Source organism: Effusibacillus lacus (assembly GCF_002335525.1).
Lineage (GTDB): Bacteria > Bacillota > Bacilli > Tumebacillales > Effusibacillaceae > Effusibacillus > Effusibacillus lacus.
On the sequence record NZ_BDUF01000061.1, the window covers coordinates 24,255 to 43,213 of the forward strand.

Sequence of the window (18,959 nt, forward strand, 5' to 3'; positions counted from 1 at the left end):
ATCTTCTCCGACAGTCTGCGCCGGATGACCGAATTGGCCCCGGAACACATATCGGCCTATTCGCTTAAAGTGGAAGAAGGCACGCCATTCGCCGTCTGGCAGGAGCGGGGTAAGCTGCATTTGCCGCCGGAGGAAGACGATCTGGCCATGTACAATTTGCTGATGGAGACATTGGAGGCTCATGGATATGGAATGTATGAAATCTCCAATTTTGCAAAAAATGGCCATGAATGCCGGCACAACAAAGTCTATTGGCGAAATGAACCCTATTTGGCGGCAGGTGCCGGAGCCCACGGATATGTCAATCATGTCCGGTATGTGGTGGAGTCAAGTGTTCCGGCTTATATAGAGGGATGTCAGGCGGGAAAACGCCCGGTTGTCGAACAGGAAGCCATACCCGAAGCCATCAGGCGGGAAGACACCATGATCCTGGGATTGAGGATGCTGGAAGGTGTCAGGTTTGCACGTTTTCAGGAACGTCACGGCATAGAAATGCGCGATTTGTTCGGTGACATCACTAGCCGGTTGGAGCAAAGAGGTCTTCTGGTCAGGGATGAGGTTGGCGTCAGGCTTTCCAGACAGGCCCTGCCGATTGCAAACGAAGTGTTTTCCGCCTTCCTGATCAGTTGACACTCATGGTGGGATTTGTTATTTTTTACGTAGTGATTAGCACTCAAGACGCATGAGTGCTAACAAGAGGAGGGGGACCGCAATGCTATCGGAACGTCAGCAGTTGATTTTGCGGATGATCATTGAAGATTATGTTCATTCGGCCGAACCGGTCGGTTCCCGGACGATTTCGAAGCGTTCAGAGGTAACCCTTTCACCGGCCACCATCCGGAATGAGATGGCGGACCTTGAAGAGATGGGGTACCTGGAGCAGCCTCATACATCTGCCGGACGGATTCCTTCCCAGAAGGGGTACCGTTTTTATGTGGACCATCTGATTCATCCTTTGCGATTGACCCAGGAGGAACTGTTTCAATTGAAAAAGACCTATGTGGATAAAATGGACGCCATGGAGCGGGTTGTCCAGCAGACGGCCCAGATCCTTTCGAGTCTCACCAATTATACAGCTCTGGTGTTGGGTCCCCATGTGCAGGAAGTCAAGCTTAAACATGTTCAACTGGTTCCTCTCTCAGACCGTACTGCAGTAGCCATCATTGTTACCGATACGGGACATGTGGAGAATCGAAAAGTTACACTGCCCGAGGGTATTACGGCAGACGAAATCAGCAATTTCGTTGCCATCCTCAATCATAAAATGACAGACGTTCCTTTACATCAGGTCAAGGTCAAGCTGTACAACGAAATCATGGGAGAACTGAATCGGTATATCAATCAGTATGAGGGTGTAATGTCTCTCTTGGATCAAATTGTGCAGATTGAGCAGGATGACAAAGTGTATCTGGGCGGCACGACGAAGATACTCAACCAGCCGGAATTCCGGGATATTGACAAGCTGCGTCCGCTGCTTGACATGCTGGAGACGAACCAGACGGTTTTGCAGCTTTTGAACGTCCAAAGCTCTCCGGGAATTCAGGTGCGAATCGGGCTTGAGAATGACATGGAACAGTTGAAGAACTGTTCCGTTATTACCGCCACGTATCAGATTGATGGCAAAGCGGCCGGTACGATTGGCGTTCTGGGCCCCACCCGGATGGAATACGGGAGGGTCATCGGAGTCATGGATCATCTGACAGTGCTGCTGTCGGAGTTGTTAACGAGATTGCACAAGTAGTGGAGGAGCATAATGGAGCAGAACCGGAAACAGGAAGAAATGACGGAACAGGAAGCGGAAACCGCAACCGCAGAAATGGCGGGCGAACAAGCTGGCAGCACCGCAGGGCAAGCGTCGAATCCCGCAGATGCGGACCCTCGCAGCCGGGAAGAGCTGCTGGCGGAAGTGATCCGTCTGTCAGCAGAACTGTCGGAGGTTCAGAACCGATTGCTGCGAATCAGCGCAGACTTTGACAACTTCCGAAAGCGTGCCAGACAGGAAAAAGAGGAATTGGGCAAGTATGCGGCCCTGCGCATGGTGCAGGAGATACTGCCCGTGCTTGACAACTTTCGCCTGGCTATGGCAGCGGAAACCACCGATGCTGAATCAATGAAAAAAGGAATTGACATGGTCTTCCGCCAGTTCCTGCACGCTCTGGAGCGCGAAGGAGTGACCGAGATGAATGCCGTGGGGCAGCCTTTTGATCCGAACCGGCACGAGGCTGTCATGCAGGTGGAAAGCGAAGAGCACGAATCAGGCATTGTGGTGGAAGAACTTCGCAAGGGCTATCTGCTGCACGACAAAGTGATAAGACCGGCTATGGTCAAAGTGGCAAAATAAACCGGAAAGTTAAATATGTTTGGAGGTTTCGTCTAAATGAGTAAGGTTATCGGTATTGACTTGGGTACAACGAACTCTTGCGTCGCAGTAATGGAAGGCGGCGAACCTGTGGTAATTCCGAATGCGGAGGGCGGTCGCACAACCCCATCGGTTCTTGCCATCAAGAACGGGGAGCGTATGGTCGGAGATGTGGCAAAACGCCAGGCAGTGACCAACCCGGAGAATACGGTGATCTCCATCAAGCGTCATATGGGGACCAACCATAAAGTAACGGTTGAAGGCAAGGAATATACACCCCAGGAAATTTCCGCCATGATCCTGCAAAAACTTAAGGCGGATGCGGAAGCATATCTTGGGCAGCCTGTCAAACAGGCTGTAATCACTGTACCTGCCTATTTTAACGACTCGCAACGGCAGGCAACAAAGGACGCGGGGCAAATTGCCGGTCTTGAGGTTCTGCGCATTGTGAACGAGCCGACTGCAGCTGCCCTGGCTTACGGTCTGGACAAGGAAGAAGAAGGAACGATCCTTGTGTATGACCTTGGCGGCGGTACGTTTGACGTATCCATCCTGGAACTGGGCGATGGCGTGTTTGAAGTGAAAGCCACCAGCGGCAACAACCGTCTGGGCGGTGACGATTTCGACGAGCGAATCATGAAGTACCTGATTGATACATTCAAACGTGACACCGGAATCGACTTGTCCCATGACAAAATGGCCATGCAGCGCCTGAAAGACGCGGCGGAAAAGGCCAAGAAAGAATTGTCGGGCGTATTGACAACCGCTATTTCTTTGCCGTTTATCTCCGCTGACGCAACCGGTCCGAAGCATCTTGAAGTGAATCTGACCCGTGCCAAGTTTGAAGAACTGACCGCCGATCTGGTGGAAGCCACATTGGGACCCACCCGTCAGGCTTTGAGCGACGCCGGGCTGACCGCCAACGATATTGACAAAGTGATTCTTGTCGGAGGGTCCACCCGGATTCCTGCGGTTCAGGAAGCTATCAAGAAACTGATTGGCAAGGAACCTTCCAAAGGCGTGAATCCGGATGAAGTGGTGGCAGTAGGTGCAGCTATTCAGGCTGGCGTTCTGACCGGTGAAGTGAAAGATGTTCTGCTGCTCGACGTAACGCCCCTTTCCCTTGGAATTGAAACCCTGGGTGGTGTGATGACCCGGCTGATTGAACGAAATACGACCATTCCGACTTCAAAAAGCCAGGTCTTCTCGACTGCTGCCGACAACCAGACATCAGTGGAAATTCACGTTCTGCAAGGGGAGCGCGAATTTGCCCGTGACAACAAAACGTTGGGGCGTTTTACCCTTACCGACATTCCGCCGGCACCCCGCGGCATCCCGCAGATTGAGGTCACCTTTGACATTGACGCCAATGGAATTGTGAACGTTTCCGCGAAGGATCTTGGCACCGGCAAGAGCCAGAAAATCACCATCACTTCTTCTTCCGGCCTGAACAAGGACGAAGTGGAACGAATGGTGAAAGAGGCCGAAATGAATGCGGAAGCGGACCGCAAGCGCCGGGAAGAAGTCGAGATTCGCAACAGTGCGGATTCACTTGTGTATACCACTGAGAAAACCTTGAAGGAAGTTGAGGGCAAGGTGGATCAGGCGGAGATCGACAAGGCGAATGCCGCAAAAGACAAACTGAAAGAAGCATTAAACGGCAGCGACATCGAAACGATCAAGAAGGCATCGGAAGAACTGAGCCAAGTAGTGCAGCAGCTTTCAATCAAGTTGTATGAGCAGGCGGCACAGTCCCAGCAGGCAGGCGCAGACACCGGTGCGGGCAAAAAGGATGACACCGTGGTCGATGCCGAATATACTGAAGTTAATGAGGACAAGAAGTAATCCATAAGCAAGCGGCGAAAAGTCAAAGTCGCAGGTGTGAATCCCGGCTTTGGCTTTTCTTCTGTTGCGCTTGCATTCGTTTCTGAGGATTGAAGTTTACGGGTATAGGAGGGGCATTCTTGAGCAAGCGGGACTATTATGAAATTCTTGGCGTCAGCAAGAATGCGACGGAAGACGAGATTAAGAAAGCGTACCGCAAACTAGCCCGTCAGTATCATCCGGACGTGAATAAAGAGCCGGATGCCGAGGCCAAGTTCAAAGAAGTAACCGAAGCCTACGAAGTATTGTCCGACAGGGAGAAACGCTCGCGCTACGATCAATTTGGACATGCGGACCCGGGGGGCGGATTTGGTGGAGGATTCGGTGGCGGGGCTGGCGACTTTGGCGGTTTTGGCGATATATTCGACATGTTCTTCGGTGGCGGAGGGCGGCAACGGGGCCCTCGCCGAGGAGCCGACTTGCAGTACAATATGCAAATCGAGTTTGAAGAAGCCGCTAAAGGAACGGAGAAAGAGATCGAGATTCCGCGCACGGAAGAATGCCCGACCTGTCACGGTTCGGGTGCCAAACCGGGAACACATCCCGAAACATGTTCCGTTTGCCGCGGAACCGGGACTCAGGAGCAGGTGATCAGCACACCGCTTGGCCGGATGGTCAATCGCCGCACCTGCCAGGCATGTGGCGGGGACGGAAAGATAGTGAAAGACCCGTGCGGACAATGCCGTGGAGCGGGCACTATCAAAGTTCGCAAGAAAGTCAATGTGAAAATTCCTGCAGGCGTGGATACCGGAAACCGCATCCGGATAGCCGGTGCCGGGGAGAAGGGTGACAAAGGGGCGCCGCCCGGTGACCTGTACATTGTGGTTTATGTCAGGGAACACGAGTTCTTCGAGCGCGACGGGGAGGACATCTTCTGTCGAATGCCCATCAGCTTCGTGCAGGCGGCCCTGGGAGATGAGATTGAAGTTCCAACACTTGACGGCAAGGTGAAGCTGCGAATTCCGGAAGGAACCCAGACCGGAACCTCTTTCCGCCTGAGAGGCAAAGGAATGCCACGGTTGAATACCTCCTACCGCGGCGACCAACATGTACGGGTTGTGGTGGTGACGCCCACAGATCTCAGTGAGAGACAGCGTGAACTCATTCGTCAACTGGGGGACGAACTTGGTGTCAAACCCAGCGAGCAGCACAAGACATTCTTTGAGAAAGTTAAGGATGCTGCCAAAGACGCATTGAATTGGGATTAGGGGCGGCCCGGTTTGGTGCTGAAGAGGTAGGTCCTGCTCAGGGGGAGTGGCCTATCGTCAATAGCCTCACCCCCTTTCCGTACGGAATGAGGATGAGCCGCCCCTCCCCCGAGGAGCCGATTCTGTTGGACAAGTATAGGATAGCATAAAAATCACCGGACGCAAACATGCGTTCGGTTTTTGTTATGTGTGATTTTAGATTGAGCGAGACTTGTGACAATTATATGTGTTGGGAAGGACTTTTGATTGAAATAAGGAATTTTTAAGTTGTAACCGTTCTTGTAGTTTCTGGAAAGGAGCTTGCACCATGGACCCAATGAGTCAAACAAGAAGCTTGAAAACGGCAGAACGATTGTTTCTAATCACGCAAAAAATCAGCCGGAACAAAGGAATCACGGCTCCGGAACTGGCGAAGGCATGCGGCACCTCGGTGCGTAATATCTATAGGGACATAAAAAGACTGGATGAAATTGGGGTACAGGTATTGAGCAAGGGTCGGGAAGGCTATTATCTTGTTGAAAATGTTACTCAAATCCCATCCCAGTTGAACGCGGAAGAATATTTGGCCATGGCTCTATTTCCTTATCTAAGCGATGGACGGGCTCCGCATTCCCATCTTTTCCGACAAGCATACAAAACGGCGCTGGAAAAAATCCTTCCTTCTCTTAAATACCCTAAGGAATTCCTTGATACTTCCACGTTTATGAGTGAAAGGATTCGTATTCAAACAACGCCTGTAACGAAAGAAATGAACTTCTCCATGCAACGGGTCATGGAATCTATTTTACGGCAAGTGACAATTCGGTGTATCTATCACTCGATGTACCGTGATGCGGAAAGCGACAGAATGATTGATCCGTATTATATCGTTCCGCGTGGAGGTCATCTTTATCTGATCGGGTATTGCCACACCCGGGAAAAAGTGCTCACGTTCCGTCTCAGCCGGTTTCGGGAAGTGGAACTCACATCAAAAAGGTGCTTCATAGAAGAGGATTTTGATATCGATCGGTACCTGTCCGATTTATGGGGAATTGGTTCAAAAGAGGATGAGAAACCGACAACCTTTCAAGTTTGGTTTTCCCCAGCTGTCGCCCGGTATATCAAGGAAGAATCGTATTACCAAGATCCCGAGATTACTGATAATCCGGACGGTTCCATCCTGTTTGCCGTTACCGTTCGCGGGGTGGACGAGTTTTTGCGATGGTTCCGGCAATACGGAACACATGCCGAGTTATTGAAGCCGGAGAAATATCGAAGACAAATCGCAAATGAAATTGAGGAGATGAGAAACAGGTACAGGGCGAACGTTTGATCCCTGACAGATACTGGCATATTCGAAGGGATAATCAAGATGATGGGAAGTGGAGGTGGGAGAAAAATTTCAATGGAGGATTTTGGATTTCAAATAGGGAAAAAGAGAAAGAAAGATAGTAGTGCCAAAATGAAAAAAGAGCATTAGGCGGTGTTAGAGTGAGATTCAAGATTACATTGGAAGCGGTGAACGATTTTGTGAGTTTGCCTTTGCAGCACAATGAATTTATACAAGCAGCCATTTATTCCAGTCTTTCACCCGATTTTGCCGCTTTTTTGCATGACAAAGGATATCGTATTGACAACCGCCGTTTTACGCTTTTTGCTTTTTCACGCATCATGGGCACGTACCAGATTCTCCGCGAGCGGAAACAGATTCATTTTTCGAATCCCATCCAGCTGGTTGTTTCATCACCCGTACAGGAATTTATTCGGGATATGGCACAACTGCTCTTAAAAGATGGATTCCGTATCGGTTCTCAGTATTTACGCGTTACAGGGATGGAGATTCAGGAACCGAAAGTGGAGCAGGAAGAAATTGTGGTACACACCCTGTCGCCTGTAGTAGCCTATTCCACCTTATTAAGACCGGACGGAAACAAATACACCCTGTATTTTGAACCAGGGGAAAGCGATTTTCGGAGAATTGTAACGGATAATTTGCTGCGCAAAGGGCGACTGATCTATGGAGAGGAAGTCGATTTCCACGGGGTGCAGGTGGAGCCGGTTGGCCACTACAAACGTCATATTGTGATGTACAAGGATAGTGCAATAAAGGGATACAGTGGGAAATTCCGTTTGAAAGGAGACCGGCGGTTGTTGCAAACCGCCATAGACGCCGGACTAGGCAGCAAGAATGCGATGGGGTTTGGGTTGGTGGAGGTATAATATCAAAGCTTTTGGCCGTACACTTAGTCAGATAGTGTACCTGGCAAAGGTTTTGAAAGATCATTTATGTAGATGGCGTCGGCGGATTTCAGTCAATTTTTAGACTGCCTATGAGGAATAAACCCAGTCTTTTTTAAAACTTATGGAACTCGAATTTTTTGATCAAATTTGTTTATTGGGGTGTCGGACCGAGATCTTTTGATCATATAAGTTCTTGGAGATCGGATGTATTACATGAATAGAAAATAGATCATTTCCTCATGATACCTATCAGGAGGTGAAAACCGTGTTTTTCAAATTCACAAAAACAGAATATTACTTCAGTTTAACCAAACAAAGGGAAGAGGATCGAGCTCTTGACAGAAGAAATTTTTGGGAAAAGTTCTTAAACATTATAAACTACTGGAGGCGAATTATGTGATCATTCGTGATCTGGTTCGGTTAGGGGAGCCTTTTAAGAATGGGGGAATGGAAACAGCAGAAGTGATTAAACTGATTTCCGACATAGATAATGATTTGGCCCGCAATTTTATGAGCAATGTCCTTGTGGTTGAAGTGGATCGGACAAGTTGTCAGAAACCCACTATAGAAGTTTGGCAGAAGTTGCAGTGGGGAGATTATGTACCTGATGCAAAAGGGAAAAAGCAAATATTTCAATCTGATTCGAAACAAGCGCTAGCTGCGCCTTTTCTGATCCCTGGACGGGGAAATCCTTTGAAACCGCAAGGAGTTTATGGAATTCCTGTGTATCCAATCTATGAGGCACACTTTTCAGAATTTCTAGAAAGTAGTGAGGCGGTCGAAAAATTTCTGGAGGGTCGGATTGCAAGAACGATCGATCTAACATTAAGTACGGAAAAAATAGCGGATATTTCCCGACACGTACATCTAGCGATTGTTCAGCAGTGGCCGCTAATACAGCGAGAGAACAATAAAACACTGGGGATTCTGGTGCTTGCGGTAGTTGAGCAAGACGGATGTTATTCCTATCGGCCAAAGGACATACCACACAAAGCAGGTGTGCTAGGCATCAGCCAATTGTATCCAGAAAAAGAAATTGTTGCCGATCTCGAGACAATTGTCAAACGGATGTGGTTGGCAAAAAGGGAAGAGGGCAAAACATTGGGTAGCCGTAAGGGGAAGGATGCCAAGTGTGCATTCTGTGAGAATTCCGGTGAAGTGTTATCGATTTATTCAAAAAGCTGGAGCTGGTTTTCCACCACATGGTCTGCCCCGTTGTCCATTTTTGTGGATGAAAACAAGCAGGTGGAAGGAATTGCGATCTGCCCGACTTGCTATGAATCGCTTACATACGGAAGCAATCAGTTGGCCAAGCTGACAAACCGGCTGCCCGATTCATTGACAAGAGAACTGTTTGCTCCACCGACCAGTCCGGAAGCGCGGAAAGCCCAAGCAAAAAAACAGTTGGATTCCATTTTTGCTGCCGTTTACGCACTGCCGATTCTCCAGTACTCTTTTGACAACCCGAATGCACGGAAAGAGTTTGTTTTAGGTATTACCGGTATGACTTCCCGTAAAAAGGGCGAAAAGCCACAGAATGAGCTTTATCTGGAAACACTGCTGGGAATCGATACAATCTTGCCTGATGCATTGAGCGATGATATGTACCGGTTGACGGCTCTTTATTACAGTGGAGAAGCAGGACGGGGAGACATTCATTTGCATGCGTTGATTGAAGACGTGGTTCCTTCTGTGGCACGGGAAGTTCAGTACATTATGTTAAAATTGCGTCCGGTTTGGAATGGGATTAAAGAACATCTTGGAATCACCAGTAATCCACGTAAGTATTTGGAATCCTTGCCAATTCTGTTGTCCACCGCATATGGTCCTTCGTATATATGGCAATCGTTGGAGACCGTATTGCATCGGCGTTTTCTTTCACCTGGAATTTTTATCCGCAATTCGGCAGAACGTTTGTCAGAACTTACCCGTTCTTTTCCACGAAATATGTATGATATACGGGAAGAGGTGATATTTTTTCAGGTGTTCAAACGTTTTTTGCAGTTTTACAACCAAAACATTTCAGGAAAGGAAATTGAGACAATGCGGGACTGGAAAGAGCTCAACGAAATGATGGAGTTGGCTGATGTCAATCAGATCCATTTCGATTCGGTGGCGGAACTGGGGTATGGAGTCGGGTATGTGATCGGTGAGTTTGCCCGACAGTACCACGGAAAGATGAAAAAAGACTACATGGAGCACCGGGTATTTACATTTGGAAGTACGCTGACGCCGGATGCAATTTGGAAACGCGGACTGATTCCCATCAGGGAGTATGCCGGACAGTTAAAGATGCATCTGAAAGAAGAGACCATGAAACGTATCGGGATCGTACAGGCAACTTATTTACAATATCAGGAGAAGATTGCAAAGGAAAGAGATCAGTTCATGACCGCATTCTGGGCGGGATACACGCTTGGCCGAAAGCCGAAAGAATCTGTGGAGGAGCCTGTATTCAGCACGATTAAAGAGGAGGAATCACAATGGGTGTAAACAGTGGAGAAATCTTGTTCGTTAAATCGGTCAAAGATGGGATACCCAACCGGGACCCGCTGGCAGACAGCGATGCCAGACGGATATTTGGGGAGAACGACGGCCGCATTTCGCTATCCGATGTGAGCATCAAACGGGATGTTCGCGATTATGTTCAAATGGCTTATCCGGATGGAGGAGAACTGAAAAACCGTTTTATCTACGTCCGGGAAGAAAGGGATGAAAAAGGGAAACTGCTTGGCCGCAGCAGTTTGGCCGACAAACTGCTCGAACGTACAGGGAACGCAAAAGGACCGATCAGAGAGAACCTGATCCAGGCAGCATTTGATGTCCGGTCGTTTGGAGCCGTTTTTAGCGTTAAGAATGAATCTTTTAAATTGACCGGACCGGTTCAGTTTGGCTGGGCTCATTCATTGCATCCTGTAGAAACTCGGTATGTGCAGGGAACTGTTGTGATGCCGAGTAAGGACACTAAAGATAGTTCCGGGGAAGCCAACGATGAAGGAAAGAGCCAGGGGACAATCTGGACGAGTTACATACTTCCATTTGCTGTTTTTGCCATGCCGGGAGTCATCAATGCCTCCATTGCCAAAGAAGCAATGCTTGAGCCGGATGATGTCGAACTCCTGCTGGAAGCGCTCTGGCGCGGAACACAGCAGAGGCAGGCACGGGGACGTGGCATCCAGCAACCGTTGTTTTTGATGCATGTTGAATACAGGGACCCGCTCTTTCGCATCGGATATTTAGAAGAAGGAATTCGCCTGTTGCCTGACAAGGAAGAATGGACAAACGGTCAGCCTCCTTCGTCGGTTCAGGAAATTTCTTTGGATGTATCCGGCTTGTTCGACTTACTGAAACAATATCAGGACAAGATTGCACGTTGCCGTCTGTGGCTGAATCCGTCCCTGCAACTGAAGGGGGATACCAGCATGATGAATCTGCAACCTCTCTGGTGAGGGGGAGCTGCCGATGCAGACACTCATCTTTGAGCTACGCGGCTCAATTGCTCATTTTCGACGGCCGGATACGACGGCTGCCCATTTGACCTACCCGTTTATCACCCGTACTGCATTGCGAGGATTGTTGGGTTCAATTCTCGGGTTGGACGAATTTCACGGAGAAGCCTGGACAGGAGTGGAATTGGTCGAACCGGTCCGTACCCGGTCACAGGAGTTGTCCTTATTGGGGAAAGGTTTTGTGGACAACGAGGGATCCTCTACGTTTAATCGGCCGACCAGTGTGGAGTTGGTGGTTCAGCCTCATTACCGGATTTATTATCAGGGGGAACACCTGAATGAATTGGCGGAACGGATTCGGCGCAGGCAAAGCGTTTATCATACCTATCTGGGAAGCGCATTTGCGTTAACCGTTCCGGAATATGTGGATTTGGTTCTTGCGGAATCCATAGTAGGAACGGGCTCTATTCAGTGTTTGACGGTAGTGCCTGAAAAGGCGATTGCTGCTTTACACCCGGTGCCTGGAGTACAGTATGCCCGGGTAAATGCCATGTTGCATCAACATATTGGACAACGTCGGTTCCGTGGGTCTATGGATATCATCTATGAGGTAAACGGCAGGCCCATTACCCTAGATGTCCATGAAGCTGATCATATATTGTATCGTTTTGTTCGTGTGCCGCAAGGGGTTGTTTGTTTATGGTAAAGGTGTATCCGTTGACAGAATGCATTGCCCGCCCGCGAACTTCTGAATCGGCTCACTTACTGCTGGATCACCTGCAGCAGGTGGCCGAGCTGGCGGTGCCTGAACGTCGGACGATTGAGCAGGAACTTTCTTTCTTGGCGGCTTTGCTGCATGACATCGGAAAATCCCACGCCAAGTGGCAAGACTATATCCGAAAAATTGAATGTGGTCAACACCTCAAGTCTCCGATTGCCCATTCTCCATTGGGAGCCGCTTTGTTTGCTCTGTTTGGCGAACACATGATCAAGCAACGGGCGGGTGACCGATTACAGGATACTCAACTGCTCCGGCATTGGATGCTCGGAATTCTCGACATCGCCAATCATCATGGGAATTTGGATGATCTGGAAATCGGCCGCTTACCATGGGGAGCAAGCGGTTACGAGATTGGCAGGGCCCGGTTGTTTGTGGATTGGCAGGGAATCGCTCATTTTTTGTCCAAATGGTTTCCCGAGCTGCTTGATTTTTTGTCATGGGATTCGACACAGTTGGAAACATGGGAAATGAAGTTTCTTATGCGGTGGGACAAGCTTGTAAATCTGCAAAAAAGCAACAAGAGCAATTTTCAGTCTGACCTTGCCCAAGCCGCTTTTCAATCTTTTCGACTTCCTACAGGTAATTTGATATTTGCCGACCGGTTTGATGCGGGAACTCTGGAAGGAAATCTTTTTGATTCTGAACAACTGGAATCCGGGATAACACTGTACCAGCAGGTGATCGCCCAAAAAAGACAAGAATTTTCCGCTTCTTCACTTTCCCATTTGAGAGAGATGATTCGAGTCCAAGCAATTGCTTCCTACAAAGCGAAACCGGACAAACCGTTCTATACCCTGCATGTTCCGACAGGCACCGGCAAAACCATGGCGGCTCTTGGTGTGGCGTTGGAAGCGTGCAAAAAACATGGGAAACAGAGAATCATCTATGCTGCTCCATATCTTTCCATCGTTTCGCAAGTAGTGGACGAAATCCGGCAGGCTACCGGCATGGAAGTGATGCAGCATCACTCCCTGACGTGGCAGCCTGAAAATGAAAAAGAGGAGCAGGATGAAAAAAGCGCATTGCTGATGGAATCCTGGCAAGCTCCGATCGTAGTTACTTCCTTCAATCAACTGTTTGCTGCACTGTTTCCTTCCAGGGCTCAGCAAGCATTAAGAATTCCCGCCTTGAAAGATGCGATTTTGATCTTGGACGAACCGCAAATTATCGAGAGTGCTCATTGGAAGGTATTTTTATATATGCTTGAGGCGGCATCTGTCCGAATGAACCTGCAAGTGATTCTGGTAACGGCGACGATGCCCCCCTACCAGGGAGTTTTATCCTCACCTATTCATCCTTTAGCTCCTGTTCTGAAGAAAAACGATCTACCTTCCAGATATCAGATTGAAGTGAAAAAAGAAGACTGGAGCGAGCGTGAAGTCGCAGAACATCTGCTGCAATCCTATTCTTCGGGGGAATCCGCAGCAGTGATTCTGAATACCGTTCAGGATGCCGCACTGGTTTATCAAGAAATTAGCAGACACACATCCGAGGGGCTTTTTCTATGTGGGGCTATGACCCCTTTGCACAAGCAGGAAATTTTGCAGAAAGTAAAGGCCCGTTTGAAAGACCGCATTCCGACGTTATTAGTTTCCACTCAGGTTATTGAAGCGGGTGTCGATGTTAGTTTTGACCATCTGTTTCGGGCTGCTTCAATTTTGCCTTCCGTTCTGCAGTCGGCTGGCAGAATCAACCGTCATGGATTTTCTGGACACGAATGCGGAAAATTGACAGTGTTTCGGTTTTTGCGACATGGTGAAATCGATACACGCAAATACGTTTATAAAAGCATGATTGGCCGTAAAGTTACCGACGATCTGTTGGAGGAAGGGAACATTACTGCTGAACCCGATTTGGTCATTGCGGTTGAAAACTATTATCGCGAGCTGGAACGGAGAATTGCAGAACCGTTAGCTTTCAAGCTGGCGGATTCGGCTGTCGGTGAATGGAGTTCACTGGCAGGTTTGGCCCCTTTTCAAGAGACCAATTATCATATTTCAACGTTTGTACCTTACGGAGAGCATCTGTTGTTGGACTCGGTACGGAGGCGGATGGACAAGTTTGAGTGTTCCACAATCGAAGAAATCTACGAAAAATATGAGGCTGGCTTTGCCGATTCCCTATCTTTTTTGGAACGGAAGCAGTTTTTTGGTCTGATGCAGTTGTTTCTGGTTTCTGTATCGAGGAAAATGGCTGGGAGTCGGGCTTACTCAAAAGAAGGCAAGTCGATTTGGCGGCTTGGATTGGACGGCAACATTTATCATCCCGACTTGGGGCTTGCCCATCTGGTTGGACATGAAGACGAAGCTTTGTTTCTCTAAGGGAGATATGAGTTATGGAAAAATTTCATGTAACAGGCACGCTTGTCTGGTACTATCACATTTGCCCGCGGGAAGCATGGTTCATGGCGCGTCAGATTGTCCCGGATGAGGATGATCCTAACATCGACTACGGTCGTTTTCTTCAGGAAAAAGTGTATCAACGGGAGAAAAAAGAAATCACCATCGGACATTTGAAACTGGATATCATGAAGTCAAATAGCGGGAAGTTGGTGATAGGAGAAATCAAGAAAAGCTCAGCTTCCAAAGAGAGTGCTCGGATGCAATTGCTCTTCTATCTTTATGAACTGAAACAGATGGGGATTGAAGCGGTTGGGGAACTTCTGTTTCCGGAAGAACGAAGAAAAGAGAAAATCGAGCTTGATCAGCAAGCGATAGAGGAAGTGGAAAGTCTCAAGAAAAAAATCATGGAAGTGGTAAACCAGGTCTTTCCACCTCCGGCGAAAAAGGTGCGTTGGTGTCGAAACTGTGCCTACAATGAAATGTGTTGGGCATAGGAGGTGAAAAGTCTCTATGAAAAAAAGCATCTATATTTTCAGCACTGGCACAATCTCCCGTAAGGACAATACGTTGTGCTTCGAAACCGATGAAGGGAAAAAGTATATTCCGGTCGAGGATACAAAGGAAATTTTCCTGTTCGGTGAGGTAGATTTTAACAAGCGGTTGCTGGAATTTTTGGCACAAAAGGAAATTCTTTTGCATTTGTACAACCATTACGGATACTACACGGGGAGTTTTTATCCTCGGGAGCACCTGAATTCGGGTTACATGATTTTACATCAGGCAAAGGCGTATCTGGATGAAGTGGTTCGAATGCAAATTGCCAGAAGTTTTGTTTCCGGTGCCCTGCAAAATATGAATCAGGTTTTGCGGTACTATGAAAACCGTGGCCTCCCTCTTGGTGACATTCGGGAAGGCATACTGGCTTTGGGAGAAGGAGTACCGGATTGTCAAACGGTTGAACAGTTGATGGCGGTCGAGGGGAATTGCCGTGAAAAGTATTACCAAAGTTTTGACCGGATTATCGATGAAAAGAATTTTGTGTTTGAAGGCCGTTCACGCAGACCCCCCTTAAACCGGCTGAATGCATTGATTAGTTTTGGAAATTCCATTTTATATACGGTAGTGCTCAGCGAAATTTACAAAACGCACCTGGATCCACGAATTGGATTTTTACATGCAACAAATTTCCGGAGGTTTTCCCTGAATCTTGATATAGCGGAAATCTTTAAACCCATTCTTGTGGATCGGGTAATTTTTACATTATTGAGTAAAAAGATGATCACTGCCAAAGATTTCGAAAAGAAAATGGAAGGTATTATATTGAACGAAAAAGGCCGAAGGACTTTTTTGCAAGAACTTGAAAAGCGCCTTACGACCACCGTACAACACCGAGATTTGAATCGGACAGTATCCTACCGAACGCTGATTCGCATGGAAGCTTACAAGCTCCAGAAACATTTGATCGGGGAAAAAGAATACAAGCCTTTCGTATCACGTTGGTAAAAGGGTGAGTGGATGTTCGTAATCCTAGTGTATGACGTTAATGTCAAACGGGTTGGCCGCGTGTTAAAAACGGCCCGCAAATATTTGACCTGGGTGCAGAATTCCGTGTTGGAAGGGGATATCAGCGAAACAAATTACAAAAAGCTAAAAACGGAACTGTTACGGATCATGAAACAAGACGAGGATTCGTTTGTTTTCTATACCTTTCAGACTCAAAATTATTCCAAAAGGGAAGAATACGGCCTGAAGAAAGGGGGAGAGGAACAGTTTTTGTAATCAAATATTACGAACGAACCATATTTTGTCGTCGATCTTGAGAATTGTAAAAATCCCTAGGGATTGACGACGCATAATTTTAAGACTTTCTTTGGATTATAAAAATTCTTCGTTCTGAAGAAAATGCGGGAGGATCCAAGAAAATCTTGTTTTTATGCGAAAAACAAGGGTTTCTAGACTGCCTATGAGGAATTGAAATATGGATTTTTCAATATAATTTTCGTCACCAATTTGCGGTTTCTAGACTGCCTATGAGGAATTGAAATTCGCAAATACCATTGACACGGTCCTCGTCAGTGAGTTCAGTTTCTAGACTGCCTATGAGGAATTGAAATTTGTGTCGTCTGTAAAGATAAACCGAAACACCTAAACCGTTTCTAGACTGCCTATGAGGAATTGAAATTTTTCGTGAAAGTGTGTTTCGGGCTTAACCATGTACAGTTTCTAGACTGCCTATGAGGAATTGAAATTCAGAATCCGGAACCAAAGTCGGCTTACCCGCAGGGTTTCTAGACTGCCTATGAGGAATTGAAATATATGCAAAGCAGCCACACAGGAGATGAGGGGCCTGGTTTCTAGACTGCCTATGAGGAATTGAAATCCAATTCTAAGTTCACCTCCGCCCGTGCCCTGCAGGGTTTCTAGACTGCCTATGAGGAATTGAAATTCTACCACACCAGGCTTTGTTTTCGAGCTAGCGTTGTTTCTAGACTGCCTATGAGGAATTGAAATGCAAAAACAGAGAGTAACAAAGTATCTCTCACATCCGTTTCTAGACTGCCTATGAGGAATTGAAATATGGCTCCCAGCGCGTACAGCTGCATCTGCGTATTGGTTTCTAGACTGCCTATGAGGAATTGAAATGTAAATCTGCCAATTCCGTACCATGCAGTTTCAGAGTTTCTAGACTGCCTATGAGGAATTGAAATTTCATCAGCGGATTCCCAAGGCGGCGTCTCGTCGTGTTTCTAGACTGCCTATGAGGAATTGAAATCTGCGTGAGTTTTTGGTAACGAAGTTCCACTGCGCGAAGGTTTCTAGACTGCCTATGAGGAATTGAAATGCGATCTCCAAACCGTGGTTGTGCTCCATGGACGGAGTTTCTAGACTGCCTATGAGGAATTGAAATCAGGAACTCCAGCAAAAGAAAGAGTGGATCGACGATAGTTTCTAGACTGCCTATGAGGAATTGAAATCTTTTTTGATTTAGGAGGTGCTATCTTGCCACGTCCGTTTCTAGACTGCCTATGAGGAATTGAAATCCATATTTCCACCCCATAATCTCCAAGTGTTCCTCGTTTCTAGACTGCCTATGAGGAATTGAAATCTGACAAGGTAGGTGGTTTTCATGGCATTGACAGATGTTTCTAGACTGCCTATGAGGAATTGAAATTCAAACGCTACGGACAGCCAAAATATGCGGATCTCAGTTTCTAGACTGCCTATGAGGAATTGAAATTCATCGAGCGAAGTTTGTTGATGATAAGGGGGATTGTTTCTAGACTGCCTATGAGGAATTGAAATCTCATCCATATCCAAGGTAACCATGCGCCAGAAGTGGGTTTCTAGACTGCCTATGAGGAATTGAAATAAAATAATAAAAATTGATTTAACTGCATATAATCAGTTTCTAGACTGCCTATGAGGAATTGAAATATGCCATCATCAATAACATGATAATGAACTGTTCTTCCCGTTTCTAGACTGCCTATGAGGAATTGAAATTTTCTCATACTCTTCGATTTGTTCACGCAACCATATAGTTTCTAGACTGCCTATGAGGAATTGAAATTCGTGGATTGCATAGTTTGTGATTCCGTTCATAATCGTTTCTAGACTGCCTATGAGGAATTGAAATTTGTATTTTTGTGAAGGCCAAGTATATGAGAAACTTCGTTTCTAGACTGCCTATGAGGAATTGAAATAGGGGGTGCAATAAGTGCCTCTATACAACCAAGAAGGTTTCTAGACTGCCTATGAGGAATTGAAATTGACCCGGTCACAGGAGCGTTTCCTGACGGTGTCACGGTTTCTAGACTGCCTATGAGGAATTGAAATCAGGTTGGTGGACAGAACTCTTGGATTGGCTTCGTGCGTTTCTAGACTGCCTATGAGGAATTGAAATTTGTGTTCCTCGACCAGGTTTAATTCACTCCATCGGTGTTTCTAGACTGCCTATGAGGAATTGAAATTGATCAGCGAAGGTGACTATGCCGTGGCACAGGCGGGTTTCTAGACTGCCTATGAGGAATTGAAATATGTGTATCCTTTCAAGGTTTCCATCTCAATCATCTGTTTCTAGACTGCCTATGAGGAATTGAAATCAAGTTGAACTTGGTGAGCTTGCCCAAGAATGGCGGGTTTCTAGACTGCCTATGAGGAATTGAAATTCTCGATGACGGGGATAACTGACCATACGCTTTCGTGTTTCTAGACTGCCTATGAGGAATTGAAATTACTGTTCAATTTGTGAGCGAAGCCATACGGGGCCGTTTCTAGACTGCCTATGAGGAATTGAAATTGCAAAAGAACAGGGAAAAGAGCCAAGATACAGCGTTACCCGTTTCTAGACTGCCTATGAGGAATTGAAATTTTTTTGAACGGGGTTCTCCCGGAGGATCTGGAACTCGTTTCTAGACTGCCTATGAGGAATTGAAATTCCGCAACAACCGGCGTACTCGGCTCCGGCTTACCCGGTTTCTAGACTGCCTATGAGGAATTGAAATGACGAGTTACGTAATTTTTGCGATGAACATAATTATGTTTCTAGACTGCCTATGAGGAATTGAAATTAAGGTGGGTTATAGTCGTTGATAAAAGCTGTTTCTAGTAGTTCGTTTCCTAAATTTAGTTTCCATGCGCCGGGTCTAAACCCACCGGCTTTAGCCGGTCAGCTTCCAGCGCGTTGACAGTGTACCAGAGCACCTCTAACATAAA

The 18,959-nt window shown here is 47.1% G+C and carries 14 protein-coding genes and 1 CRISPR repeat array; all 14 genes read left to right on the forward strand.

Translation table 11 applies throughout. The features are described from left to right. A partial coding sequence (locus EFBL_RS21305) for a coproporphyrinogen-III oxidase family protein (protein WP_369690103.1) occupies positions 1-630 on the forward strand: 630 nt, incomplete at its 5' end. Positions 631-712: 82 nt separating this feature from the next. Further along, positions 713-1,741: a heat-inducible transcriptional repressor HrcA gene (hrcA, locus tag EFBL_RS12285; protein ID WP_096182416.1), complete on the forward strand. Its 1,029-nt coding sequence runs from the start codon at positions 713-715 to the stop codon at positions 1,739-1,741. Between the two features lie 12 nt (positions 1,742-1,753). Beyond that, on the forward strand, positions 1,754-2,341 hold the full coding sequence (gene grpE / locus EFBL_RS12290; protein ID WP_231705788.1) for a nucleotide exchange factor GrpE: 588 nt from the start codon (positions 1,754-1,756) through the stop codon (positions 2,339-2,341). 36 nt (positions 2,342-2,377) lie between these two features. Further along, positions 2,378-4,204 (forward strand): molecular chaperone DnaK, encoded by a 1,827-nt coding sequence (gene dnaK, locus EFBL_RS12295; RefSeq protein ID WP_096182417.1) that lies wholly within the window; start codon positions 2,378-2,380, stop codon positions 4,202-4,204. A gap of 119 nt (positions 4,205-4,323) precedes the next feature. Then, positions 4,324-5,451 carry a molecular chaperone DnaJ gene (gene dnaJ / locus EFBL_RS12300; RefSeq protein WP_096182418.1) on the forward strand — a complete coding sequence of 376 codons (1,128 nt, stop codon included), beginning with the start codon at positions 4,324-4,326 and terminating at the stop codon, positions 5,449-5,451. 307 nt (positions 5,452-5,758) lie between these two features. Next, complete coding sequence (locus EFBL_RS12305) at positions 5,759-6,763, forward strand: helix-turn-helix transcriptional regulator (protein WP_231705789.1); 1,005 nt, start codon at positions 5,759-5,761, stop codon at positions 6,761-6,763. Between the two features lie 158 nt (positions 6,764-6,921). Further along, positions 6,922-7,650, forward strand: a complete 729-nt coding sequence (gene cas6, locus EFBL_RS12310; protein WP_096182419.1) for a CRISPR-associated endoribonuclease Cas6 — start codon at positions 6,922-6,924, stop codon at positions 7,648-7,650. Between the two features lie 417 nt (positions 7,651-8,067). Continuing rightward, the gene (locus tag EFBL_RS12315; RefSeq protein WP_096182420.1) at positions 8,068-10,164 is read left to right on the forward strand and encodes a hypothetical protein; all 2,097 of its coding nucleotides are present in this window, start codon (positions 8,068-8,070) and stop codon (positions 10,162-10,164) included. Continuing rightward, entirely contained in the window at positions 10,155-11,120 is a 966-nt protein-coding gene (locus EFBL_RS12320) for a CRISPR-associated protein (RefSeq protein ID WP_096182421.1), read from the forward strand. The genes EFBL_RS12315 and EFBL_RS12320 overlap by 10 nt, the downstream gene beginning before the upstream one ends. Positions 11,121-11,133: 13 nt before the next feature. Then, entirely contained in the window at positions 11,134-11,826 is a 693-nt protein-coding gene (cas5, locus tag EFBL_RS12325) for a CRISPR-associated protein Cas5 (protein WP_096182422.1), read from the forward strand. Continuing rightward, positions 11,820-14,222, forward strand: a complete 2,403-nt coding sequence (locus EFBL_RS12330) for a CRISPR-associated helicase/endonuclease Cas3 (protein ID WP_096182423.1) — start codon at positions 11,820-11,822, stop codon at positions 14,220-14,222. The genes cas5 and EFBL_RS12330 overlap by 7 nt, the downstream gene beginning before the upstream one ends. A 14-nt stretch (positions 14,223-14,236) precedes the next feature. Beyond that, positions 14,237-14,737: a CRISPR-associated protein Cas4 gene (gene cas4 / locus EFBL_RS12335; protein WP_096182424.1), complete on the forward strand. Its 501-nt coding sequence runs from the start codon at positions 14,237-14,239 to the stop codon at positions 14,735-14,737. 16 nt (positions 14,738-14,753) lie between these two features. Continuing rightward, positions 14,754-15,746: a type I-B CRISPR-associated endonuclease Cas1b gene (gene cas1b / locus EFBL_RS12340; RefSeq protein WP_096182425.1), complete on the forward strand. Its 993-nt coding sequence runs from the start codon at positions 14,754-14,756 to the stop codon at positions 15,744-15,746. Between the two features lie 12 nt (positions 15,747-15,758). Next, positions 15,759-16,022, forward strand: coding sequence for a CRISPR-associated endonuclease Cas2 (cas2, locus tag EFBL_RS12345; protein WP_096182426.1), 264 nt, complete (start codon positions 15,759-15,761; stop codon positions 16,020-16,022). A 169-nt stretch (positions 16,023-16,191) separates the two neighbouring features. Further along, positions 16,192-18,814: direct repeats of the CRISPR family, unit length 30 nt; unit sequence GTTTCTAGACTGCCTATGAGGAATTGAAAT. Positions 18,815-18,959: the final 145 nt, after the last annotated feature.